19 protein-coding genes are annotated in these 23,291 nt (G+C 42.8%); 12 read left to right on the top strand and 7 right to left on the bottom strand.

The features are described from left to right. The first annotated feature begins 61 nt into the window (after positions 1-61). From BM195_RS15655 to BM195_RS15640, 4 genes are all read left to right on the top strand, one after another. Positions 62-2,218, top strand: a complete 2,157-nt coding sequence (locus BM195_RS15655; RefSeq protein WP_090240688.1) for a DNA topoisomerase III — start codon at positions 62-64, stop codon at positions 2,216-2,218. Between the two features lie 455 nt (positions 2,219-2,673). Beyond that, positions 2,674-4,146: a Na+/H+ antiporter NhaC family protein gene (locus BM195_RS15650; RefSeq protein ID WP_090240686.1), complete on the top strand. Its 1,473-nt coding sequence runs from the start codon at positions 2,674-2,676 to the stop codon at positions 4,144-4,146. A gap of 194 nt (positions 4,147-4,340) precedes the next feature. Then, positions 4,341-4,652 (top strand): CHY zinc finger protein, encoded by a 312-nt coding sequence (locus BM195_RS15645; RefSeq protein WP_090240684.1) that lies wholly within the window; start codon positions 4,341-4,343, stop codon positions 4,650-4,652. Between the two features lie 65 nt (positions 4,653-4,717). Beyond that, positions 4,718-4,957 carry a ferredoxin family protein gene (locus BM195_RS15640; RefSeq protein ID WP_090240683.1) on the top strand — a complete coding sequence of 80 codons (240 nt, stop codon included), beginning with the start codon at positions 4,718-4,720 and terminating at the stop codon, positions 4,955-4,957. Between the two features lie 113 nt (positions 4,958-5,070). On the opposite strand, the gene BM195_RS15635 is transcribed toward BM195_RS15640, so the two are convergent. The 4 genes from BM195_RS15635 to BM195_RS15625 all read right to left on the bottom strand — a co-directional run bounded on the left by BM195_RS15635 (position 5,071) and on the right by BM195_RS15625 (position 8,671). Further along, entirely contained in the window at positions 5,071-5,370 is a 300-nt protein-coding gene (locus BM195_RS15635) for a hypothetical protein (RefSeq protein ID WP_090240682.1), read from the bottom strand. 59 nt (positions 5,371-5,429) lie between these two features. Further along, positions 5,430-5,567, bottom strand: a complete 138-nt coding sequence (locus BM195_RS18395) for a hypothetical protein (RefSeq protein ID WP_170848282.1) — start codon at positions 5,565-5,567, stop codon at positions 5,430-5,432. A gap of 235 nt (positions 5,568-5,802) precedes the next feature. Then, entirely contained in the window at positions 5,803-7,854 is a 2,052-nt protein-coding gene (locus tag BM195_RS15630) for a thioredoxin domain-containing protein (protein WP_090240680.1), read from the bottom strand. A gap of 238 nt (positions 7,855-8,092) precedes the next feature. Further along, positions 8,093-8,671, bottom strand: a complete 579-nt coding sequence (locus BM195_RS15625) for a Uma2 family endonuclease (protein WP_090240678.1) — start codon at positions 8,669-8,671, stop codon at positions 8,093-8,095. Between the two features lie 170 nt (positions 8,672-8,841). On the opposite strand from BM195_RS15625, the gene BM195_RS15620 reads away from it, so the two are divergent. The 6 genes from BM195_RS15620 (at position 8,842) to BM195_RS15595 (ending at position 15,019) form a co-directional block, all read left to right on the top strand. Beyond that, positions 8,842-9,807 (top strand): N-acetylglucosamine kinase, encoded by a 966-nt coding sequence (locus tag BM195_RS15620; RefSeq protein WP_090240676.1) that lies wholly within the window; start codon positions 8,842-8,844, stop codon positions 9,805-9,807. A gap of 6 nt (positions 9,808-9,813) precedes the next feature. Further along, complete coding sequence (locus tag BM195_RS15615; protein WP_090240670.1) at positions 9,814-10,677, top strand: MurR/RpiR family transcriptional regulator; 864 nt, start codon at positions 9,814-9,816, stop codon at positions 10,675-10,677. Between the two features lie 162 nt (positions 10,678-10,839). Then, the gene (murQ, locus tag BM195_RS15610) at positions 10,840-11,751 is read left to right on the top strand and encodes an N-acetylmuramic acid 6-phosphate etherase (RefSeq protein ID WP_090240669.1); all 912 of its coding nucleotides are present in this window, start codon (positions 10,840-10,842) and stop codon (positions 11,749-11,751) included. 112 nt (positions 11,752-11,863) lie between these two features. Next, on the top strand, positions 11,864-13,183 hold the full coding sequence (locus BM195_RS15605; RefSeq protein ID WP_090240812.1) for an ABC transporter substrate-binding protein: 1,320 nt from the start codon (positions 11,864-11,866) through the stop codon (positions 13,181-13,183). Positions 13,184-13,266: 83 nt separating this feature from the next. Further along, the gene (locus BM195_RS15600) at positions 13,267-14,160 is read left to right on the top strand and encodes a carbohydrate ABC transporter permease (RefSeq protein ID WP_090240666.1); all 894 of its coding nucleotides are present in this window, start codon (positions 13,267-13,269) and stop codon (positions 14,158-14,160) included. Between the two features lie 16 nt (positions 14,161-14,176). Then, positions 14,177-15,019 carry a carbohydrate ABC transporter permease gene (locus BM195_RS15595; RefSeq protein ID WP_090240661.1) on the top strand — a complete coding sequence of 281 codons (843 nt, stop codon included), beginning with the start codon at positions 14,177-14,179 and terminating at the stop codon, positions 15,017-15,019. A gap of 59 nt (positions 15,020-15,078) precedes the next feature. Here BM195_RS15595 and BM195_RS15590 read toward each other — a convergent pair whose 3' ends face one another. After that, on the bottom strand, positions 15,079-16,764 hold the full coding sequence (locus BM195_RS15590; RefSeq protein WP_090240656.1) for a serine hydrolase domain-containing protein: 1,686 nt from the start codon (positions 16,762-16,764) through the stop codon (positions 15,079-15,081). 486 nt (positions 16,765-17,250) lie between these two features. Here BM195_RS15590 and BM195_RS15585 point away from each other — a divergent pair, with 486 nt between their 5' ends. Further along, a complete protein-coding gene (locus BM195_RS15585) occupies positions 17,251-18,168 on the top strand; it encodes a DMT family transporter (RefSeq protein ID WP_090240651.1) in 918 nt (305 codons plus the stop codon). Positions 18,169-18,311: 143 nt separating this feature from the next. On the opposite strand, the gene BM195_RS15580 is transcribed toward BM195_RS15585, so the two are convergent. Both BM195_RS15580 and BM195_RS15575 read right to left on the bottom strand, forming a co-directional pair. Further along, positions 18,312-19,643, bottom strand: a complete 1,332-nt coding sequence (locus tag BM195_RS15580) for a short-chain fatty acid transporter (RefSeq protein ID WP_090240649.1) — start codon at positions 19,641-19,643, stop codon at positions 18,312-18,314. Positions 19,644-20,008: 365 nt separating this feature from the next. Next, positions 20,009-22,477 (bottom strand): YheC/YheD family protein, encoded by a 2,469-nt coding sequence (locus BM195_RS15575; protein WP_090240644.1) that lies wholly within the window; start codon positions 22,475-22,477, stop codon positions 20,009-20,011. 399 nt (positions 22,478-22,876) lie between these two features. Between BM195_RS15575 and BM195_RS15570 the strand changes: the two genes are divergently transcribed. Continuing rightward, positions 22,877-23,291 (top strand): Hpt domain-containing protein (locus BM195_RS15570; RefSeq protein ID WP_170848281.1); only part of this gene is annotated, 415 nt, incomplete at its 3' end.

Below are 23,291 nucleotides of genomic sequence, written 5' to 3'. Positions count from 1 at the left end.
CAATATAAGCAAATTGTGTTACAGTAGCATCATAAGGATTTTAAAGAAAGGACTTATTCATATGAGCAAAACAGTCGTATTAGCTGAAAAACCTTCTGTTGGCCGGGACATTGCCCGCGTGCTGAACTGTACGAAAAAAGGGAACGGCTATATGGAAGGTTCGAAATATATTGTTACATGGGCGCTGGGGCATCTCGTTACTCTTGCTGATCCTGAGGTGTATGAGGATAAATGGAAAACATGGCGCCTTGATGATCTTCCCATGCTGCCGAACCGATTAAAGCTTGTAGTGATAAAAAAATCTGGAAAGCAATTTAATGCTGTCAAGACACAGCTGAACCGTAAAGATGCCGGTGAGATTGTCGTTGCAACGGATGCCGGTCGTGAAGGGGAGCTGGTTGCCCGCTGGATTATTGAGAAGGCACGTGTCCATAAACCAGTCAAACGGCTCTGGATTTCCTCTGTCACGGATAAGGCCATCCGGGAAGGCTTTAAAAAACTAAAACCAGGCAAACAGTACGAAAATCTTTATGCGTCGGCAGTGGCGCGTTCGGAAGCCGATTGGTATGTCGGGCTGAATGCGACACGGGCGCTCACAACGAGGTTCAATGCCCAGCTTTCGACCGGCCGCGTGCAAACACCAACACTTGCAATGGTTGCCGCAAGGGAAAGAGAAATTAAGGAATTCCAGCCACAGCCATTTTACGGGATTGAGGCCAAAACAAGCACGGGAATAACACTGACCTGGCAGGACGAGAAGCATAACAGCCGGATTGATTCCAAGGAAAAGGCGGAAAAGCTGGTTCAACAGCTACAAAACAAACCTGCTAAAATCGTCGGCATTGATCAGGCTTATAAGAAAAAACATGCACCGCAATTGTATGATCTGACCGAACTTCAGCGGGATGCGAACCGTATTTTTGGTTTTTCAGGGAAAGAGACGCTATCTCTAATGCAAAAGCTGTATGAACAGCACAAAGTCCTGACATATCCAAGGACCGATTCACGTGTATTGTCGACGGATATTGTCCCGACGCTGAAAGATCGAGTGAAAGCGGTTGGCGTTGATCAATATGCGAGTGCTGCTAACAAAGTGATGAAAAAAGAATGGAAGCTGCCAAAGTCGGTCGTTGATAATGCAAAAGTATCCGATCACCATGCGATTATCCCGACTGAAGAATCTGCAGTGTTGGCTGACTTGAATAGTAAAGAACGGAAAATCTATGATCTTGTTGTGAAGCGATTCCTGGCTGTACTGTCAGATCCGTACGAATACGAACAGCTGACAATTGAAGCCCGGATTGATGGAGAACACTTTACTGCCAAAGGAAAAAAAATTAAAAAACAAGGCTGGAAGGCAATCTACAACGATGGAAGTACGAATGATGAGCAATTGCCTGACGTTCAGAAAGGATCCACATTATCCAATGTCAACATCAAGATGACAACCGGTGAAACCAAACCGCCGGAACGTTTTACAGAAGGGGCGCTCTTGCAGGCGATGGAAAACCCGGTCCGCTATATGAGTCAGGATGAAAAACATTTGGCCAAAACGATCAGTAAAACCGGCGGAATTGGCACCGTTGCAACACGGGCTGATATCATCGAAAAATTGTTCAACAGCCAGCTTATGGAACTGCGGGGTAAACATATTTTCACGACATCCAAAGGCCGGCAGCTGCTTGAATTGGTTCCGGAAGATTTACGCTCACCGGCACTCACTGCCGAGTGGGAAAACAAACTCGGTCAGATTGCGAAAGGCCAATTGAATAAAACGCATTTTATTAATGATATTAAAGGCTATACAAAGGAGATCGTCCAGCAGATCAAAACGAGTGAAGAGAAGTTTAAACATGATAATCTTACCGGGAGCAAGTGTCCGAACTGCGGACAGCTCATGATGGAAATTGACAATAAAAAGGGCCGGATGCTTGTATGCCAGGATCGCTCATGCGGCTACAAAAAAAATATTTTAAAACGGACGAATGCCAGATGCCCAAATTGTCATAAACGGATGGAACTGCGCGGTGAAGGTGAAGGGAAAACGTTCACTTGCCAATGCGGTCACCGTGAAAAACTCTCTACATTCAACAAACGGAAAGAACAAGAGAAAAACCAGAAAGTCTCCAAAAAAGATGTCAACAAATACTTGAAACATCAGGATGACGAGTTTAAAAATAATGCACTGGCAGACGCGCTTTCCAAATTAAAAGAATAGATTGATGATCAGGATCCTTGCACATGCAGGGATTCTTTTATACGTCGATTGTACCTGTCATGATTCCCGGAATGTTATACTGACGTTTATGAATGCGAATGATAAAAAACGGCATTTGACACACGGATGGCGTTTCTGCTGCTGTACAGCCTGATCCTTTTTTGCTGGTTGGATACTGTTATTCGAGCATTTGCATTGTTTGAAATGTCGCCTGGCCAGCGTATTGATATTTTTGTAACCTCAAAAGTACATACATGTCATGGTTGACCTTATAAGAAAAGCTTGGGCACTTACTATAAGGCAATGTAAATGCCGCGTTTTTCTAATCTGCGTTAAAATGATTTCCTGAAATTGGTGGAATGTTTATGACATGCATTCATAATTTTCGAAATCCATGATAAACTGTATTAGTAGTAGATTTTTAACATTTTCCTATGATAGAGGAGGAGCGAGAAATGTCGAGTAACGAAGAATTGGATAAGGCCACTGGGGATAAAAAAGTTCAAAAGCTGGATTTCATATTCGGACCATTTGGGGCAGCAGTGCCTTTACTATTTTTTGTCGTTTGGGCGATTACGATAAGTGTCATGCAGCTGTCATCCGAGGTTGCACTGGTTTTAGGAGCTGTTATAGGTCTGACACTCGGTTTACTGTTATGCAAAAGCAGATGGGAAGATTATGCACAAGGCTTATTTGACGGTCTCGCACAGCCTGTTGGTGTAATTGCGATGGTGGCATGGTTTTATGCAGGCATGTTCGCACAAGTATTGCAGGTGGGCGGTCTTGTCGAAGGGCTTGTATGGATTGGATCTGTAACAGGGGTTGAAGGCGGTATTTTTGTTGCGCTGACCTTTCTGTTGGCGGCGACTTTTTCAACAGCTGTCGGTACTGGTTATGGAACGACTGTTGCTTTTTGTACGTTAATGTATCCGGCTGGTATTGCAGTAGGGGCTGACCCGACATTCATGTTTGCAGCTATTTTGGCTGGAGCTGTGTTTGGTGATAACCTGGCACCAGTTTCGGATACGACGATTGTTTCGGCGACAACACAGGACGCAGATGTGCCCGGCGTCGTACGGAGCCGTTTCAAATATTCGATCGTCGCTGCTGTTCCGGCTGTTATTTTGTTCGCGATTTTCGGCGGCGGCGGTAATGTACAGGTTGATCAGGCTGCAGTGAATTCGGTGATCGAATCTGTCAATGCAAGCGGGCTAATGATGCTGGTTCCTTTTGCGTTAGTACTTATACTTGCTTTATCCGGACAGCATCTGCTTACATCGTTAACATGGGGGATCATATCAGCTATCCCAATCATTTTGCTGCTGAATTTGGGAACATTTGGTGACATTCTAAGCTTTAACCCGGATTCAGATGCTGTTGTGGAAGGTGCTTTGGTTGAAGGACTGACAGGTTATTTTAATATGGCCATCCTTATCCTGCTTATTGTAGCAGCGGCTCACCTGCTGAAATTGGGCGGAACAATGGAAGCTATTACGAAAGGTCTGGTCAAATGGATCAAACATTCTGTCCGCAAAGCTGAGGTGTCGATATGGGCGATTGTCGCATTGTTAAACAGTTCAATCACTATCAATACGGCGGCAGAAATCGCAGCAGCACCATTCGTTAAAGAGATAGGTTCAAAGTATAAAATTCACCGCTACCGGATGGCGAACATGCTCGATGCTGTGACTTCAGCCCTGGGTTACATTTTTCCATGGGGAGCTCCAGTACTGTTGGGCTGGTCAACAATCCAAACGATGCAGGGGCAATATGATTGGCTCCCGATTGTTGAGCCGACAGCTGTGTTCCCATTCGTATTTCAAGGCTGGTTCCTGTTCATCATCATGCTGATTGCAGCATTAACCGGATGGGGATTGCGCTATGAAGGGAAAAATGGTAAAGAGTTAAAAGAAAAACCGCATGACTGATCTTGTCATTCAAATAGGGTGGGGATCTTCCTTAGGGAGATCTCCATTTAAAAACATAGCGATTATGCAGAGATGAGAGGAAATATCAGAAGCGGCCGCAGAGGTTTGGGGTGATCAGCATGAAGAATGCGTTGCCCCCGAAACGTTGGGGAGGAAATCTTTGTTTCAGCCATATATAGCAGAAGGAGTTTTTTATGACGATAAAAGGAGCAATCGATCAGGAGACACGCTGTGAACACTATCACAGTTCCAATGATAGAATAGCGATTAAATTCTATTGTTGCGGGGAGTATTTTCCCTGCTATAAATGTCATGCGCAATATGGGTGCGGGACAACAAAGGTCTGGCCACGGACAAAATTTGACCGTAAAGCAATTTTTTGCGGCAACTGCAAAACAGAACTGACGATAAACGAATACCTCAAGGGCAGCTACCGTTGTCCATTTTGTCATGCAGCTTTTAATCCGGGCTGCGCCTTGCATGCTCACCTGTATTTTGAAAAGTGACAAGCTGTTTACTTGTAACCGCGGTATCATGTATCATTAAATATAATTGGAAGGAGGTTACATTTGTGGCTTTTGTTATATTAGATCCTTGCCGTGGTGAAAAGTCAGGTGAATGTGTGACGGTTTGCCCTGTTGATTGCATCGAGGAAGGACCGGAACAATTTTACATAGATCCGGATGTTTGTATCGACTGTGCTGCATGTAAGGCGGTATGTCCGGTTGATGCGATTGTGGAAGAGTATGATCTGGAGCCTTCACAGGAAAAATATCTTGACGAGGCTGAGGAATTCTTTGCAAACAGGTGACGTACATGCAGACTAAAAAACCCTTGTACGTGTTCTCCCTGAGGACATGGTACGAGGGTTTTTAGTTTCGGGAAAGATCCAATTTGTTTATTCGTGGGGCATGAGCTGAGGTATTAATTTGTTAACTGATGCTTCAACTGGTTGATGTCCCGTTCGTTTTGCACAGTTTTCTTCCAGATATGATCCTGGTCTGCCCGCAGGATTTTGAATTCATCCATAATTTCTCGATGACGTTTGTCGTTTTCCGTCATTTTCTGTTTCATGTCAGTCTGTTCATTCTTGATTTCCGCCAGCTCTTCCCTCATGGCAGCCTGTTCTTCTTTCATGGCAGTCTGCTCAGTCCGCATGCTGCCAACCATAGAGATTAATTGTGAAAGCATATTTTCCATACGTTCCGAACGTTGCGCATCCATTTGGTTCACCTCCTTTTTCTCTAGTATATATTCTCTTTTGATAGAGAGCTATAGACTTTCTATTCGTTTTCAACTTTTTCCGCTATTTTGCTGGCGATCCAACGTTCAGCGGTAGTTTCATCCACTTCATAGATTTTGCCTGCACGAAGCAGGTCACCATGGTATGCAGTTTGAACATTCATTTTTACCTTCTGCATGCGAATGCTCCTTTATATGGCTATTTACGTTTATTATATCATAGGGACGGTCTGATTTTCAGGCCCGTTTAGTATAGTCAAATAGCAGATTATGAAGGAAGCGCTGCAGTTATGGCAAATTCATTAGAAAACTTCGCGCATCACCAAGCCTTATACCAAAGTCTAAGCTGTACTTATGCATATAGGAAAGTTGATCCTATCTTATCTGCTAAAATGACCGCTGCGCTTCATAGCATCAACGGTCATTCTGGATGAGCTCCCATGCTTTTGCCATATTGCTTGTTGGTTGGTGGCATGCAAAGTTTTCGCAGACGTAAATGGTCGTCTCATCGTCAAGCTGTTTATATTCGGATGTGAAAGGGGCCGCCTCTGCAAGCTGCCTTGGATCATTGCCTGCAAGCAGTGTTACATCTGGTGAAAATGATTGTTGAAGTTCCGCTGTAAATGGACTTGAATCACCGATAACGACGACTTCTTTTGTCGCGTTTTCCGTTAAGAGCAGGCTCTGAATAAAATGTGTACTCGCTGCTGTACCTTGATTAACCTCGTCATAAAAGGTATAGTACATTTCTTCCAGTTTATCGAGATAAGATGTTTCACCGGACAAGTATCCCATTGTAGCGAGCATGACAGCTGCAACACTGTTACCTGAAGGGAGTGCACCGTCATAGATCTCTTTTTCCCGTGACAGCAGTTTTTCACTGTCATGTCCATTAAAGAAAAACCCCCCCTCACCGGTATCCCAGAACAATGCAATCATGTCATCGGTCAGAGTACGTGCTTTTTTCAGGTACGGCAATGAAAAAGTTGCCTCATACAGTTCAACATAAGCCCACAATAAAAAGGCATAATCATCAAGGTAACCATTATATTTCGCGTCACCGTCACGATAGCGGGCCATAACCCGTTCGTCCTGAATCAGGTTGTTTTCGATAAATTCCATCGTGTCTTCAGCAGCTTTCGTGTATTCGCGCTTGTGAAAAACCTTCCCGGCTTTAGCCAGAGCGGTAATCATCATGGCATTCCACGATGTCAGGATTTTGTCATCCACATGCGGATAAACGCGTTTTTCCCGTGCAGACAGCAATTTCTTCCGTGCATCATCGAGTTCTTGATCAAGCTGTGTTAATGTCATGTCATGGTCTTCTGCTATTGTTTCCAGGTCAGCTTTCAGCAGGTTTGGAATGTTTTTCCCCTCAAAATTGCCTTCAGATGTTATGCCGTATACAGACGCATAGAAATCTCCTTGTTCTTCACCGAGGATATGAAAGATTTCATCATAATCCCAAACGTAATATTGACCTTCAACACCTTCTGAATCAGCGTCAATGGCCGAGAAGAAACCACCTTCCGAACTGTGCATTTCCCTCATTACAAACGTGATGATCTGCTCACTGATTTTCTTATATAATGGGTTTTTCGTGATCTGATAGCTTTCTGTATATGCGATCAGTAATAATGCATTGTCATAGAGCATCTTTTCAAAGTGGGGGACGAGCCATTTTTTATCGGTGGAATAGCGCGCAAATCCGAAGCCGACATGGTCATAAATGCCGCCGTCAGCCATTGTTTGCAGTGTGCTTTCTGCCATTTTCAGTGCGGCGGTTTTGCCGGTAAAATGATAATATCTTAACAGAAACAGCAAATTTTGTGGCGCGGGGAATTTTGGTGCTGAACCAAATCCGCCATAGGTAAAATCAAATCGTTTGCCGAGCTGCTGAAAAGCTTGATCGGTGATGTCTTTCGTAAGGCGGTTCTCACTTTTGATTGCGACAGTTTTTTCCAGCGCATCGGTCACACTATTGGTCACTTCATCAATCTGATTAGGATCCTGTTTGTATCGTCGGTATAGTTGCGTGATAACTTCCATAAATCCGGGCATGCCGTATTTGCTGGTACGGGGAAAATAAGTCCCGGCATAAAATGGGACTTTATCCGGTGTCATAAAAATGGATAGCGGCCAGCCGCCATGTCCGGTCATCATTTGACAAACTTTCATATAAACGGAATCAATGTCCGGACGTTCTTCGCGGTCGACTTTGATGGCGACATAATGATCATTTAAGTAAGATGCGATTTCTTCATCCTCAAATGATTCATGCGCGAAGACATGACACCAATGGCAAGTTGAGTAACCGATGGAAAGGAAAACAGGCTTGTTCTCCTGCTGGGCTTTTTCAAAAGCTTCATCACCCCATGGATACCAATTAACCGGGTTGTAGGCGTGCTGTTGGAGGTATGGCGATTTTTCGCTGATTAACTGGTTAGGCTGCTGGTTAACGATCATACGTGCGTACACCAACTTTCTTCATGGTTTGGTTCGAATTTACCTTACCACAATAGGTTATTTTCATGCATCAGCAAACGATGTTGCAATCGTGGAATACAGTAAAAATGAACTGAACATTTAGCAATGGGATCGAATATAGGTTTAACATTTTCACCGGCAAGCTTGGAAATGGTTATATACCACACTTATCGCCATGATAAGGGGTAGTATTGGATGTTAAGCATAAGGAGAGGCGTCAGATCTTCAACCCGTCTTTCACAATAAATGACACACATGGCAGGCGGTCTGATGTGATGGTATCGTTGGCTTCGAAAACGTTAATCAAATCATATTGCTGCTTGTCCCCTTCTGGAACGTATTGCTCAACAGCTTCATTTTTATAGTCCACGATCCAATATTCGGGGACGCCGAACCTGGCATAGCTTTCTTTTTTCATGATCCGATCCCGATTTGCACTGTTGCGGGAGAGGATTTCAATGACTAAATCGGGCGGTCCGACAATGGCATGTTCCTGAATAATACGTTCCCGGCTGCGATGAATCATGAGTATATCGGGCTGACGTGTTTCCATGTCTGAAAGAATGACATCAATTGGTGAATCAGTGATAATATAATTGTTTTCGCATGAATCAGTCAGTGTTCGTTCCAGACGGTGGCTGATCCGCTGGTGTGTCGTGGATGGCGATGGTTTCAATTCAAGTATTCCATTAATGATCTCATACTGGTTTCCATCTTCCGGCAGCTGGTAATAATCATCGACAGTCCAGCCTGGTTCATTAATGACAGGCTTTTTACGGTGTTTTCCTCCATACATGAAGCTCGCTCCTTTCAATTTATTTCATTATTGCATTTTTCGAAAAAATAAGTTATTAAAAAGGAGGTTAGAACGATTATCTGTTTGAAATTTTATTTCATAAAAACTTGTTAATATATTTTAAATTTTATAAGATGATAGTACAACATGTCACGAAGGGTCGGGGGAATATGAATTACGTTGTTGGAGTTGACGGTGGGGGAACCAAGACTACAGCGGCAATAGCGGACGCAAATGGCATGGTTACGGCCAAATCTGCTGCAGGACCTATCAATCCGAATGCCGTTGAAAAAAAGGATATCATCCAGACCTTGACGCATATAATGGAGGATTTAAAAAAACAGAATCCCACAGCATTTGAGAATGTAACCAATTTATTTGCAGGTATCTCAGGTGCCGGTAATAACAAAGCTGTTACCGATCTAAAGGAGATATTAAGCCTGACCGTTCCGCAAAAGGTCGTGATTCAAGTCGAACCTGACACGGTGAACGCACTGTATTCCGGGACTTATGGTGATCCCGGAATTGTACAGATCTCAGGAACAGGTTCTATAACTTATGGAATTAACAGTAATGAAGAACGTGATCGTGTCGGTGGCTGGGGCTATTTATTTGGTGATGAGGGCAGCGGATACGATATTGGCAGAAAGGGGATAACAGCAGCGTTAAAAGCCTTTGACGGACGTGGTGAAAAGACAATGCTGCTTGACATGGTTCGTACGCATTATGGAATGGAAAATCCATTTGACCTTGTTCAGCAAATTTATACTTCCGGAGCTCCGAAAAGCCACATTTCCCCGGTATCAAAGCTGGTGTTTGGGGCTTATAAACATAACGATCCGGTTGCGGGAGAAATTGTTGCGAATGCCGTCAATGATTTAAGCTGGAGTATGCGGACTTTATATTCGAAACTTTTTTCACCGGGGGATGGATTGAACGCGGTACTATGTGGAGGCGTTTTTCGGGATGAAAATGTTTTGCCTCGGTTACTTGAAGAGAAACTGGACGATTTTCCGCAATTAACAATTATCAGACCTGAAATGGAACCGGTAGGCGGTTCAATAGTTGGTGCTTTTTTAATGGATAATATCAGACTGGGTGGTAACGCGATTCGAAATATTATTTCAACATATTAAGAGGTGATGGGATTGTCACAAGTCAAAGGCGGTCTGACGATTTTAAGGGAAATGGTACATACACTTCCGCCATCGGAAAAAAAACTGGCACAACATATTTTAGAAAATCCGGAAGAATCAATTATGCTTACAGCGTTGGCGCTTGGAGAAAAAAGTGGTACCTCAAGTGCTGCTGTAATCCGTTTATGCAAATCTCTCGGGCTGGATGGTTTTCAGGAATTGAAGATTCGAGTCGCTGGTGATCTGCAGGAACAGGCAGAACAGGGATACCGGGATATAGAACCGAATGATAAATATGAAAATATTATTGACAAGGTCGCTTCAAACACGATCCAAACAATAAAAGAAACGGTTGACATTATGCGGGTGTCAGATTTGGAAAGAGCGGTAAACACCTTATCCAATGCAAAATCAATTGTATTTATTGGATTTGGTGCTTCGTATATTGCTGCAAAAGATGCGGAACAGAAGTTTACGAGAATTGATAAAAATGTGCAGTCCTTTTCAGATGTACATATGGGGGCAACAGCTATTGCCAATAAAGGACCTAATGACGCCGTTGTCGGGATTTCTTTTTCAGGCAAAACAAAACAAGTGCGTCATTTGCTGGAGCTGGCCCAACATAAACAAGTCAAAACGATCAGTATAACAAAATCCGGGAAGTCACCGGTCAGCAGCATTTCGGATATTCAATTGTATACATCTGCAGCAAGAGAAGCAATCTTCAGAAGCGGAGCAACCTCTTCAAGAATTGCACAGCTCCACGTGATTGATATTCTGTTGATGGCTTTAGCTTCAAAGGATTATGAAGAAATTGTGCAGCACCTTGATCAAACTAGGAAAGCCATATCCGATTTGAAAGAAAAGTAAGAAACTTGTGTTGCATATTGAAATATTATTACAAAAATACAAAAGCTATATTGACAAAATAGTTCAACAAACCTATACTTAAATCAAATAAAAATTTATTCGATTTCTTTTGTTTGGTTGAAAGCGCTTTATTACTCTTTATGTGGGGAGACGCATGGAAATATGGAACTGGCAAAGCTAATAACTGAAAAACGCAATGATAACACGATGACATTGGATCAAATGTCGACAATGGAAATGTTAAATGTGATAAATCAAGAAGATAAAAAAGTTGCAGGGGCTGTTAAAAACGTATTACCTAAGGTCAATGATGCCATTGAACATATCTATAAGGCATTGAATCAAGGCGGGCGTTTGTTTTATGTGGGAGCTGGAACAAGCGGCAGACTTGGTGTGTTGGATGCTTCAGAATGTCCGCCTACATTCATGACGTCGGATGATATGGTTCAAACCATTATGGCAGGTGGTAATGGTGCATTTTTTCACGCCGTTGAAGGGTCAGAAGATGACGAAACACAGGGTGTGCAGGATATAAAAACCAAAAATCTAAATTATAAAGATGTTGTGATAGGTATTACAGCAAGCGGGCGAACCCCCTATCCAATTGGTGCATTGAAATATGCAAGGGAAATTGGTGCATACACTGTTTCTTTGTCATGCAATGAACACTCATTAATAAGTGAGTTTGCGGATACCGAAATTGAGGTGATTGTCGGTCCGGAAGTGCTGACAGGTTCTACCCGGATGAAGGCGGCAACAGCTCATAAAATGATCTTGAATATGATTAGCACAACAACAATGGTAAAACTGGGAAAAGTCTATGAAAATCTTATGGTAGATGTGCATGCCAGCAATTATAAGTTAATGCAGCGTGCCAAACGAATTATTATGGAAATTACTGGTGCTGATTATGAGGAAGCTGATAGAGTACTAGCTTTAACTGATAACCAGGTGAAACCAGCAATTGTGATGATTAAGGGGGGTGTTACCTACCAGGAAGCAGAAGAAGCCATCGAGCAAAGCAATGGTTATGTTCGTGATGCGATTGCAATTGTAATGAACTCCAATGTTTGAAACTTGTTTAATAGTTACATGAGCTATTAGTGAGTTTCATATATTTTAAACTAAACAAAGGGGGAAGATTATTTTGAAGCGTTTATTTAAAAATCCTTTCGTGCTTTTTCTGATGGCTGTCTTACTTATTGTAGCAGCAGCCTGTTCAGATGACAGCACAACGGAAGAATCACCTGATGAGGGCAGTGATGGTTCAGGTGAAGAGTCAAGCGAGGGCGATGGTTTGAGCGGAACACTTGAGATTCAGTATTTTGTCGGAGGTTATGGTGACTCATGGTGGAAAGAGGTTATTGGCGACTTCCAGGAACAGCACCCTGATCTGGAAATTGTCGAACATGCCGGACCGAATATTAATGAAGAAATGAGATCACGCTGGGTTTCCGGCGATCCGCCTGATGTTGTTTACATTGATGGTGCTGGATCAAGCGAAACACAGATGGTAGAAGATGGACAATTGATGAATTTGTCTGATTGGGTACAAGATATTGAATTGGAAGACGGTACACCACTGCTTGATAGTTTTATAGTAGAACCGGCCACATATGATGGTGAAATTCACAGCTTGCCATTAGTATTTGATACATGGGGAACATGGTATGACATATCTTGGTTTGAGGAAGAAGGTTTTGAAGTACCGACCGATTTTGAAAGTTTCATGAGCTCCATGGGTGACATTCAGGAGTCTGCTGATATTGCACCATTTGTGACAACCGGACAGCATCCATACTACTTCCTGCGTGGTATGTTATATCCGGCATTCGGGGCAGCAGGCGGTAATGAATTGCTGGAGGATGTCATTACTGGTGCAGAAGGTGCATGGACAAGTGAACCAGTACTCGAAGTCATGAAGAAAGTGGAAAAGATGCAGCAGGAGGGCTATATTGACGAAGGATTTGCAGCGATTAATCATACGCAGTCACAAATGAATTTCCTGCTTCACGATAATGCCTATATTCCGGTTGGGTTCTGGCTGCCAAATGAAATGGAAGGTGACAAACCTGAGGACTTGGAGTATGGTTTCATCCCGTCACCAATGAACGATGCGGGCGAACCAATGGCAGTTGTTCCGGACCTGCGTCCACTGGCGATTGCTGAACAGGCGGAAAACCCGGAAGCAGCCAAGGCGTTTGTTGAGTTTGTTTTCACAAAAGAATATGCTAAATCATTTTCTGAGCATACTGGTGCTATTATGAACCTCGAAGGCGTAGATTTGGCGTCGAACGAAAACGTACCGCAATATCTGATTGATGCGAATGAAATGATCAATGATCCTGAACAGGCTCAAATCTATCATAAGCCTCATCCAATGAGTGCAGACTTGGAAACACCGATCAGTGATTCACTCGTCTCGCTTATGCTCGGTAATATTACAGCAGAAGAATTTGTCGAGGAAGCTGAAGAAGCAGCTGCCGAATATCGAAACAACCAATAATAATATAAATGTGTATGGAATGTGAAGGCTGCTTGTTTGCTTTCATATTCCATACCATTATTTTCACCGGAAAGAGTGGTTAGATGGTACAGTCAAAAAAACAAAAATACCTGTTTCTGGCTTTTTGTCTCGTCCCGACATTTATCCTGTTCAGCATTTTTACCCTTTATCCATTATTCAGCGGATTGTATTATTCCTTTTTTGACATGTCGGGTTCGTCACAGGCGAGAGAATTTGTCGGATTGGACAACTATATAAGACTTTTCAAGGATGAGATAATTCCCGCAACAATCTGGCACGATTACTTTCTTGTTATTACAAAAGTGATCGGGATAATGATTATGGCGATGTTTATTGCGGTTGCTCTGACGCAGCTGAAAATTAAGGAGGCGCCGTTTTACCGGATTATCTTTTTCTTCCCGAATATTATGTCTGTCGTGGTTATTGGTATTTTGTGGGCATTTATTTACAATCCGGATTTGGGTCTGATTAATTCGGGACTTGAGTTTCTCGGTCTTGAGGAATGGCAGCGAGCATGGTTAGGGAATGAAGATTGGGCACTCACGAGTCTTGTTCTGCCATCCATCTGGGCTGGAATTGGTTTATTTATGCTGCTCTTAATGGGGGGGATTGCCAACATCTCCAAAAGTTATTATGAAGCGGCACACATTGACGGGGCAAATGAATGGCAGCAATTTTGGAAAGTAACGCTACCACTTGTATGGCCACAGATTAAAATTTCCATCCTGTATATTGTCATTACAACTTTAAATGGATCATTTATTATTGTACAAGTCATGACCGGGGGTGGACCGAATAACGCGACACACGTAATGGGGTCCTACCTCTATCAGCAAGCTTTCCAGCAGTATAATTTTGGATACGGAGCAACCATTGGTGTCATGATTTTAGTCATTTCATTAATCACCGTATTGATCCTGCAGTTGCTGCTGAAGAGAGATAAGGTCGAATACTGATGGAGGGGGAACAAGCATGAAACCAAGTATAGGTCAAATGATATCCAGAACCGGGATCAGGATACCGCTTATATTATGGTCGATCGCTGTGCTATATCCGATTATTTGGATGCTTATTGGTTCATTTAAATCAAACGCTGAAATTTATGCCAATCCATGGGGTTTTCCGGAAACATGGAATTTCCAGAACTTTGTAACGGCGTGGACGGAATATAATATTGATACAAGCGTGTTTAATAGTTTGATTGTGACGGTGGTTGGTGCTGTTTTGACATTGGTGCTTGCCATTCCGACAGCCTATGCGCTTGAACGGATCCGCTTTAAAGGAGGCCATTTTTTATTTACATTATATATTTCGGCGATGATGATTCCAATGGTGCTCGGCTGGATTCCGCTGTTTTTCCTGCTGGCACAGTTCAACTTACTGGATAATATATTCGGGCTTGCGATTGTCTATGCGATCAGCCAGTTGCCATTTTCGATTTTCGTACTGACAAGCTTTATAAGTACAATTCCCAAGTCATTGGAAGAATCAGCGGCAATGGATGGCATGTCGCCTTATGGTGTGCTGTGGAAAATCATTACACCGCTTTCTATGTCAGGGATTATTACGGTGACAATCATGAACGCAATTCAGTTCTGGAACGAGTACTTTATGGCGCTTATCTTTCTGCAGACTGAGGAAAATTATACACTTGCATTGGCGATTGATTTTATTAGCAGTGAAGCACAGTATACGAATGCATGGGGAACGTTATTTGCAAGTTTGGTCATTGCGATTGTTCCGGTGATCATCTTATATGCCATTTTCCAGCAGCGGATTGCAAAAGGCATGACAGAGGGTGCCATTAAAGGATAAGAAAAAAGGGGGATCGCTTAAGCGGTTCCCCTTCTTAACGGATTTAATAGAGAAAAAGTTCAGTAGTTTCGCCTGACCCAGTTCTCACTTGTAAAATTCAGCTGGGTCCCATTGTCCAGACGGGCATTGGCAATATACCATCCCCTCCCATTGGTACTGGCATCTGTCTGATAGTTGAAACGGATGTGCTTGGTTTCAGCAGGTATTTGTATTTCATGTGATTGCCACCCGTCGCTGCTGCCTGTAAACTCGATTCCAGCACTCGTCCAGTTCTCACCATCCTCCGAGATTTCCATAGTCCCTGAATCATAGGCCTGCTCAATACGGAACCATGTATCAAACGAAACGGAGGTCACTTCATCAAGGTCGACATTTGCCGTCAATGTCCGGTTTTCGTTATCGCCGTAACCGGCAAACCATGCATCCTCTTTACCCGGAATGCTGACAGGGATAGCATCAGCAACCTGGCGGGCAAGTTGCCGTCTTGCTGGGTTGGTTGAGACGGTGTCACGTGTCGGGTGTACACGATTTGTCAATAAAATCGCAATGGTGTCATTGTTCCGGTTTATAACAATTGATGTCCCTGTGAAACCAGTATGCCCAATTGCTGATGTATCTGATAGCGCATCCATATACCAGCCTTGGGCTACTTCCCACCCTAATCCATGTTCATCACCGGGGAACTGCGGCAACTGGTTTTTAGCGAGAAGTTCAACAGTCTCAGGCTGAAGAATTTGGACGTTCCCATATTGTCCGTCATTGATCATCATGTGCCCAAGTTTTGCGAGATCATTCGCGGTGGAAAAAACACCGGCATGACCTGCAACTCCATCAAGTGCCCAGGCGTTCTCATCGTGAACCTCGCCCCAGACGAGACCGCGGTTTGTAGACGGCTGATATTCGGTAGCAGCAATCCGCTCTTTTAGTGTTTCCGGCGGGTTGTACATTGTATTTGTCATGTCCAGCGGGTCAGTGATGTTGTCTTTGACGAAATCATCAAGTCTTTTGCCGGAAAGCCGTTCAATAATGGCGGCAAGTGTGATCATATTCAAGTCACTGTAGGTATACGTTGTGCCAGGCTCGTTATCCAATGGATATTCAAAGACATACTGCAGCCTGTCCTCCCTTGCGTCGCCAATCGTATAGAGTGGAACCCAGGCTGTGAATCCAGAGGTATGTGTCATCAAATGCCGTATGGTAACATGTTCTTTTCCATTTTGGGAGAATTCCGGGATATAGTTTGCCACCGGATCATCCAGTTTTAATTGTCCTTCTTCGTATAACTTCATCGCTGCAATGGTTGTGAAAATCTTACTGAGAGAGGCAACGTCAAAAATCGTGTCCTTGTTCATTGAAATGGGATCGTTCAGCTCGTTCCCACTGTCGTCCTGGTAAAGAACAGCATTCCCATATGCCTGGTGCTGCACGATATGGCCCTGCCTGGCAACAAATGTAACCGCTCCGGGCATGACATCATCGTTAATCGTTGATTCTATGACTGTATCAATGTCATTTAAAGGTTCCTCCATCATTCCGGCTCCCTTTACCGAACCGGGATGTAATACGGGTGATGATGGTCCTGGTGATCCCCAGCTGAATGTAGGGTGTGGTTGTTCTTGCACGTGTTTCTTGTTTTGTTTTTTCATGGAAGGTTTCTGTTCCGCGAATGCTGGTGTGGTAACTAATGCTATTATAGTCGCCGATATAGCAGCACAAGTGACAGTGTACAACAATCGTCTTTTCATAATTTTCCTCCTTTTTGCAAGGGCTTACATTAAGCGTAATTCGATAAAGTTCGTACGTCCATCCAACTTATGCATTAAAAACGTTGGGAAAGTCTATAATTATATGTTAAATGATACAGACGAAAAGTTTCAGACACTGCTGTATGATTTTTGAAAGCAGCTGATCCGAAGCAAAAAGTGCTAGTGGATTGCAAAAAGGAACATATTTTTCGCGTAAGGAATTTAATCGAATAATACAAAAAAGGGGTGCCCCAAATGAAAGTGGGACACCTTATATTTTTAAAAGGGGGAATCTTATAGCTTATATTCATCATAATTCGATAAGATTTGAATGTCCATCCAACCCAGGAATTAAAAAAGTTGCGCATACTCGTCAATATATGTCTATTGATATAGGAATTAAGTTTCACTGGATTCATTTATTGCCAACCGTATCGGAAATGACTATACTAATGTTATAATGCCAGATAAAGAGGTTTTGGGGCTATGGGAAATTCTTTATTGAAAAATAGATGGATTGTGTGGACCTTGATTTTGCTTATTACAATTATTTGGGGCTATGCATGGGTTTTCATGAAAGCCTCGCTTAATTTTATGGGGCCATTTACGTTTTCTGCGTTTCGGTTTGGAACCGGTGCAGCTGTATTACTGCTTGCTGTCTGGCTGCTTAAAAAAGCTAAGCCGGCGCGAAATATGTGGAAACACCTTATTATTGTCGGAATATTGCAGACAACAATTGTGTTTACGTTTGTCATGTACGGGATGCAGTTTGTCGATGCTGGGAAATCGTCTGTTTTGCTGTACTCAATGCCATTGTGGAGCAGTATCTTTGCAGTAAAAATTTTAGGCGAAGAAATTACGGGAGGAAAGTTTCTTGGGCTTGTGGTTGGTATGTTGGGTCTTGTAACGATACTTGGCTGGGATATCTTTTTTGTACAGGATCCGGCGACCATATTCGGTGAACTTCTGATCATTGTGGCAGCCGTATCGTGGGCAGGTGCTAATGTTTATTATCGCCTTAAACTTGAAGGCATGACCCAGCTGCAGGTGTCAGCCTATCAAATGTTTTTTGGAACAATCGGTATCGTTATTGCGACGCTGTTTGCGGAATGGGGTGATCCGATCAGACTGACTGGCGAAAGCGTTTTTTACATATTATTTACCGGTGTGCTGGCATCGGCGTTATGTTTCACTGTCTGGTTTGTGCTTTTGAGCATCATTGATATGGTGACAGCAACCTTGTCGACATTACTTGTTCCGGTGTTTGGTCTGTTTTTTGGATGGTGGATTTTAGGTGAAGAGTTGACGAATGGGATTCTGATCGGATCGGCGATGATTATTGCCGGTATAGCTGTTGCGCAGGTATTCGGCAAACGAAAAGTAGAGCAGACTGCTGAGACTTGAGCTGATGAAACCGGAGACAACATCAAATTTTGATCCAAAACGGCCAGATTTCGGCTTGAAAACGTCAAACGAACGTGTATTTTTACGGTCAATACTACGAATAAGTCCCGGTATCATATATGGCACCGGGACATTTTCTATTTTTAAAAGAACAATAGACCTATCGAAATCGGAATGAAACTGTAAAACAGAATCAGGGCACAAAAGCCCATGATGTCACGAACTTTTAAACCTGCTATCGCGAGCAGCGGCAATGCCCAAAATGGCTGTATCATGTTCGTCCATGCATCTCCCCATGCGACACCCATTGCGGTTTTCGCTGTATCTGCACCAATCTCCAGAGCAGCTGGTACCATAATGGGTCCTTGTACCGCCCATTGACCGCCGCCGGATGGGACGAAGAAATTAACGATGCCGGCACTGATGAACGAAAATAACGGCAGGGTCATTTCATTTGATATGCTAACAAACCACATCGACATCTCCTGTGACAGTCCCGACTCAACCATCATGCCCATAATACCTGCATAGAACGGGAATTGGATAATGATTCCCCCGGCATTTTGCACCGCACTCGTGACACTGTTCAAAAAGCGCCGTGGTGTTTTATGGAACAGAATCCCCAGGAAAAGGAAAGTGAAATTGACGATATTAAGGTTTAGGTCAAAGCCGTTTTGCGTAAAATGATAGATGATAAACGCGAGTCCCATGATTCCGATAATAAGCGAAATAATTTGACTGTTTTCCAGACTTTCTGCCGGTGTTCGGTTTTTGGCAGGTATTGTTTCTTCTTCAGTATCCTCATAATCTTTCGTATCCCATGTTGACGCATCTGTATTTGTGAAAGGATCACGGGCTTTCATTAAATACCAATTGATGAAAGGTAATGTCAGGAGCAAGAAAAGTACAATGAATAGATTAAAGCTGCTGAAAAGTGTTTCCGTTACCGGTACTGTCCCGATCGTGTCCATTAAAAAATGGTCATCAGTTGCAACCAGTAACGGAATTGATCCCGAAAGTCCACCGTGCCAAAGCAAAAAGCCGCTGTAGGCACTGGCCATCAGCAATCGATAATCGACTGATGTAACACGTCTTGCCACATGGATAGCTAAGAGTGCTCCAACAACAAGCCCGAATCCGTAGTTAATGAGACAGGCGACAGAAGCCACAAATGTGACCAGCAATATCGCCTGACCGGGTGTATTGGCCAGTGTGCTGATTTTCTGCAAAATGTTACGAACAAACGGTGTGCTTGCCAGGATGTATCCGGTCACAACAATCAGCGACATTTGCATGGCGAATTCAAGCAAATCCCAGAAGCCTGTACCCCAATATTCAACCATCTCAATGGGTGAACTGCCCATAACACCCATTCCCAGAAAGAAAACAATGATCGTTAGGATGATGGCAAAAAGAAAAGCATCGGGTAAATACCGCTGCACCATCCGGTCAAATAATGCCGTTAGTGTTTTCAATTTTCATTCCCCCTGTGTTCTATGTGTAAGCGTTTCTTATTACTTATCTATCAAACTAGCAAAAAATTCGACATAACGTCAAATAGAGCTTGTTTTAGGTGTATGATTCTACTCGTGGAATCATGTATTCCGAATGATTCACCAAATCAGCTGGATAATTACTCAAGTGGCCGGAATGTTTCAAAAAGTGGTTTCCCTTCCTGAACGAATAACAATATAAAAGTGGCGGTATCTCACTAAAATTGACCGGATAGTTATCAGGGAGGAAGATGTGACAAGATTTGTACGGTCAGTCCTGTGAAATAAGAAACCACCGGACACTGCCAATGGTTTCTTATTCAATCTATTCGTTTTTAGGAAGCTAGTTATATCTGACCCTCACTCAAATGAACTGCATAAGCTATAGCGTGCTGCGCTGTCTTAACATCATCAATACCACGGTTATCAAAATCAGCTTCAACGAAACGGAGGTCCGTTTTTTCATCAACAGTGAAATCCAGTGTTACAACATGAAAGTGTTCAGCATGGATTCTTTCAAGGACTGTTACAATCTTGTGTGATAAAGCTGGCAGTTGCTTTTTAAGATTCTCTGCACATTTTTCGCCATAATGTTGAACAAGCCAATTGTTTTCATTGTCCGTTCTGCTGCTGCCATCATGTTCCAAAACCGGATCACTGCTCACAAGCGACCACTCGCCATTCCCGTCTTTCATCATGTGTATCCGAATGTTAGATGATTGTCCGTCTGTTGTCAGTGTTTTAACATGCTGCTGAACAACAAAGCTTCCCTTTTTAATCTTTTCCCTTAAGTGCTGTGTCAAACCTATTTCGCTGTATTGCTTATTCTTTTTTTCATCAGACATCATGTAATGATCGATAGCTGATTTTGATATGCAATAGCAATCCTTAGAAGCACTGCGATCAGGTTTTAACATAACGTCTCCAAACTGTTCTACAAAATGAAGTATATCCTTGACACGACTGACTTTTTGATAGGGTATCGTAACATCCTTTAAATCGTTCGCATCTGTCAAGTGATCATAAATGTTTGACCGGCTAACTGAATTCACCGATAGTTCATTCGTAAACGGTATCTCTTCCAGTTCTTCATAGATAATTCGATATCGTTTTGTCCCTCTCATCCTGAGATGGTCGTAAATCACATCCGGATATTCCACGACTTTAGGTATCCATTTCGCATTTTCATAAAAATAGCCTCTGATTACCATTTCATCAAAATCAATATCTTTCGGTGTGAAATAGAAAAAGTCCACACTTTCATTATGGGCGGTTCTGGCACATGAGACAGCTAATTCGTCAGGTTCATTGTTCTGCATTAGCATTCCAATCCGAGACTGTTCAGTTGATTCAACCCATGTTAAATTGGTGTAACGAGATTCAAATTGATCTTTTATCGGCTTTCGTTCAGCCAGTTCATTTGTGTGCACAATGCCATTTTTGGCGATATACGCTGCATAAGCGACGGTGTTGGCCGCCCGTTCCTTCTCATGAAATAAGGTTTGTGGTCCGTTGTTTACCTCATGCAGCCAGAAGCGGCCATTTTGATCAATGGTCAGATCAATTCCCAGCTCATCCAAGGCCAGCCCATGAATATGATCAAGATGCCGTGTTAAGCCTATGGCAATCTCCAGTGTTTTCTGTTCGTATTCTTTGCCTTGCCCGCCAAATTCTCTTTCCAGAAATGGTCCGAGTTCTTCAATTCTCCCTTCATTGGCGATATTACTGAGATTACTCTTCTTGCTGCCGACACGTGGGTAGATTTTAGTCAATTGCCAAGATCCATCGCCATTTTTCTGAACGTGTGCCCGAATATGGAACGGTTCGTCACTTTTGGTGCGGGAATGAATATAACGCTGAACTAAATAACTGTTTTTACGTTTTAAAATAACTTTATGAAGCCATTCGTTAAATTTTTCCTGACCGATGATTTGCTCCTTTTTGTGATCCAGCAATGAATATCTGTTGCCCCTTTTTTCAACAAAGAAGATGTTTTCGCCTCGGCGTCCCATAATCGGCTTGAAGACGACAATTTTATTTTCCTGCATGAATTCATGGATGATGTTTTCATGACGACACATTTTGAATGGAACCAGCAGATTCGCATATTTCCTGTATTTCACCAATTTCTTTGGCAAGTGAAATTTATTGCCGACATAGAAACTGGTGAAGGGCAGTTCACGCCGCAGCTTCCGTTCCGTACGGGTCTGCTGAATGCGGGAGCTTGGTGCAATATTATTGATGACATCCGGAAAAGGAGAAACCATTTTCTGCCATTCATTGGCCTTGAAAATGTCGGCATTGATTTGTTTGTTTTCAAAATCAACATCTTCTGAAGAAAAAAAGATCAAATCGACACCTTGACGTTCCGCTTCCTCGACATAGGCGTTAATGCGTTCTTCCGGATAGGCGATACGAGGATTGGCCCTGCTTGAATAAACCCCGATTGTAATGGGTTCTGTCGCTTGTTCACCTGGGATGCAGGCCTCAAATGTCCGTTTTAATTCCCGAAACTGCGGCATCAGGGAAAACTGGATGACTTCCGAAATTTTTAAAAAGTTTCCTTGTTCCATCTGTTTAGCTATGAAGTGAATACTGCGTTCAATGCTTTCTTTATTTTGCTTCATTTCATCAGATTTTGTTTTCGCTAAGGTTTTCTCTATTGCACTGAATCCGTCAACAATGGAGCTGAATATATAAATACTCTGGTTAAGGTTTTTCTGTTTCACCAAATCAGAAAAATGGTCAGCAGCTTCTATTAATGTATCGATAATATGTAATGTTTGCGGAAGTTGCTTCTCTTTTAATGTGGCCATGTCTTATGCTCCTTATAAAATATCAAATATGATCCTATTTCATATATCGACTAAAGAGGTGAAAAATTGAATAGGGAATGCCTGTCAATCAGTTGCAGCCAGTAAGTTTCCCGCTTCGTGCTTGCAGGGTAAACGTAAAAACTGTGGGGGAACAGCTCCCAGGCAGGCTAAGTTCGTCACGTCCTGTGCGTCGAAGCAGCCCGCTGAATGAAGTTTCACCTTTTGTGTTTAACTTTGTAAAAAATTTGTCGATATAGTAATTATAATAGTTAAAAAGAAATGGTTCTATTAACCCATGATTTAGAAAAAAGGCAATTTATTGATCTGTTTTAAACATTTCCTTCATGTATCGATGTCAGTTCATAACCTGTTGCTTGATTAATAGATAGGGGGGTTGAAATGGATACCAGTGATTATCTTGATGTATTCCTTGACGAAAGTGATGAACACCTGCAGTCCATCAATCATCATTTATTAGAACTCGAACAGAATCCGGAGAATCCGGATATCGTCCATGACATTTTTCGTTCAGCCCATACATTGAAGGGCATGGCCGGAACAATGGCATTTCATGACATTGCCGCTTTAACCCATCAAATGGAAAATGTCTTCGATCAGATCAGAAATCAGGAATTGGACGTGACGGAAGATGTGATGGATGTCATGTTTCTGGCAGTGCAATCGTTGGAAGACATGGTTGAGGCGATCCGAGATGGTGGAGATGGCAGCATGGATGTCCGGGAACTTGTTTCACAGCTGAAACAGATTGAAACAGGAGATTTTCAGCCGCCGGAACCGGAAAGGCATGCTGGAC

Origin of the sequence: Lentibacillus halodurans (assembly GCF_900112045.1) — a bacterium.
Classification (GTDB): domain Bacteria; phylum Bacillota; class Bacilli; order Bacillales; family Amphibacillaceae; genus Lentibacillus; species Lentibacillus halodurans.
Note: the sequence above shows the minus strand (reverse complement) of the source record. Positions and strands in the feature narration are given on the sequence as shown.

Coding starts and splice junctions, on each gene's coding strand:
- BM195_RS15655 (WP_090240688.1), top strand. CDS start 62: ATGAGCAAAACAGTCGTATTAGCTGAAAAACCTTCTGTTGGCCGGGAC.
- BM195_RS15650 (WP_090240686.1), top strand. CDS start 2,674: ATGTCGAGTAACGAAGAATTGGATAAGGCCACTGGGGATAAAAAAGTT.
- BM195_RS15645 (WP_090240684.1), top strand. CDS start 4,341: ATGACGATAAAAGGAGCAATCGATCAGGAGACACGCTGTGAACACTAT.
- BM195_RS15635 (WP_090240682.1), bottom strand. CDS start 5,370: ATGGATGCGCAACGTTCGGAACGTATGGAAAATATGCTTTCACAATTA.
- BM195_RS18395 (WP_170848282.1), bottom strand. CDS start 5,567: ATGCAGAAGGTAAAAATGAATGTTCAAACTGCATACCATGGTGACCTG.
- BM195_RS15630 (WP_090240680.1), bottom strand. CDS start 7,854: ATGATCGTTAACCAGCAGCCTAACCAGTTAATCAGCGAAAAATCGCCA.
- BM195_RS15625 (WP_090240678.1), bottom strand. CDS start 8,671: ATGTATGGAGGAAAACACCGTAAAAAGCCTGTCATTAATGAACCAGGC.
- BM195_RS15620 (WP_090240676.1), top strand. CDS start 8,842: ATGAATTACGTTGTTGGAGTTGACGGTGGGGGAACCAAGACTACAGCG.
- BM195_RS15615 (WP_090240670.1), top strand. CDS start 9,814: ATGGGATTGTCACAAGTCAAAGGCGGTCTGACGATTTTAAGGGAAATG.
- murQ (WP_090240669.1), top strand. CDS start 10,840: ATGGAACTGGCAAAGCTAATAACTGAAAAACGCAATGATAACACGATG.
- BM195_RS15605 (WP_090240812.1), top strand. CDS start 11,864: ATGGCTGTCTTACTTATTGTAGCAGCAGCCTGTTCAGATGACAGCACA.
- BM195_RS15600 (WP_090240666.1), top strand. CDS start 13,267: ATGGTACAGTCAAAAAAACAAAAATACCTGTTTCTGGCTTTTTGTCTC.
- BM195_RS15595 (WP_090240661.1), top strand. CDS start 14,177: ATGAAACCAAGTATAGGTCAAATGATATCCAGAACCGGGATCAGGATA.
- BM195_RS15590 (WP_090240656.1), bottom strand. CDS start 16,764: ATGAAAAGACGATTGTTGTACACTGTCACTTGTGCTGCTATATCGGCG.
- BM195_RS15585 (WP_090240651.1), top strand. CDS start 17,251: ATGGGAAATTCTTTATTGAAAAATAGATGGATTGTGTGGACCTTGATT.
- BM195_RS15575 (WP_090240644.1), bottom strand. CDS start 22,477: ATGGCCACATTAAAAGAGAAGCAACTTCCGCAAACATTACATATTATC.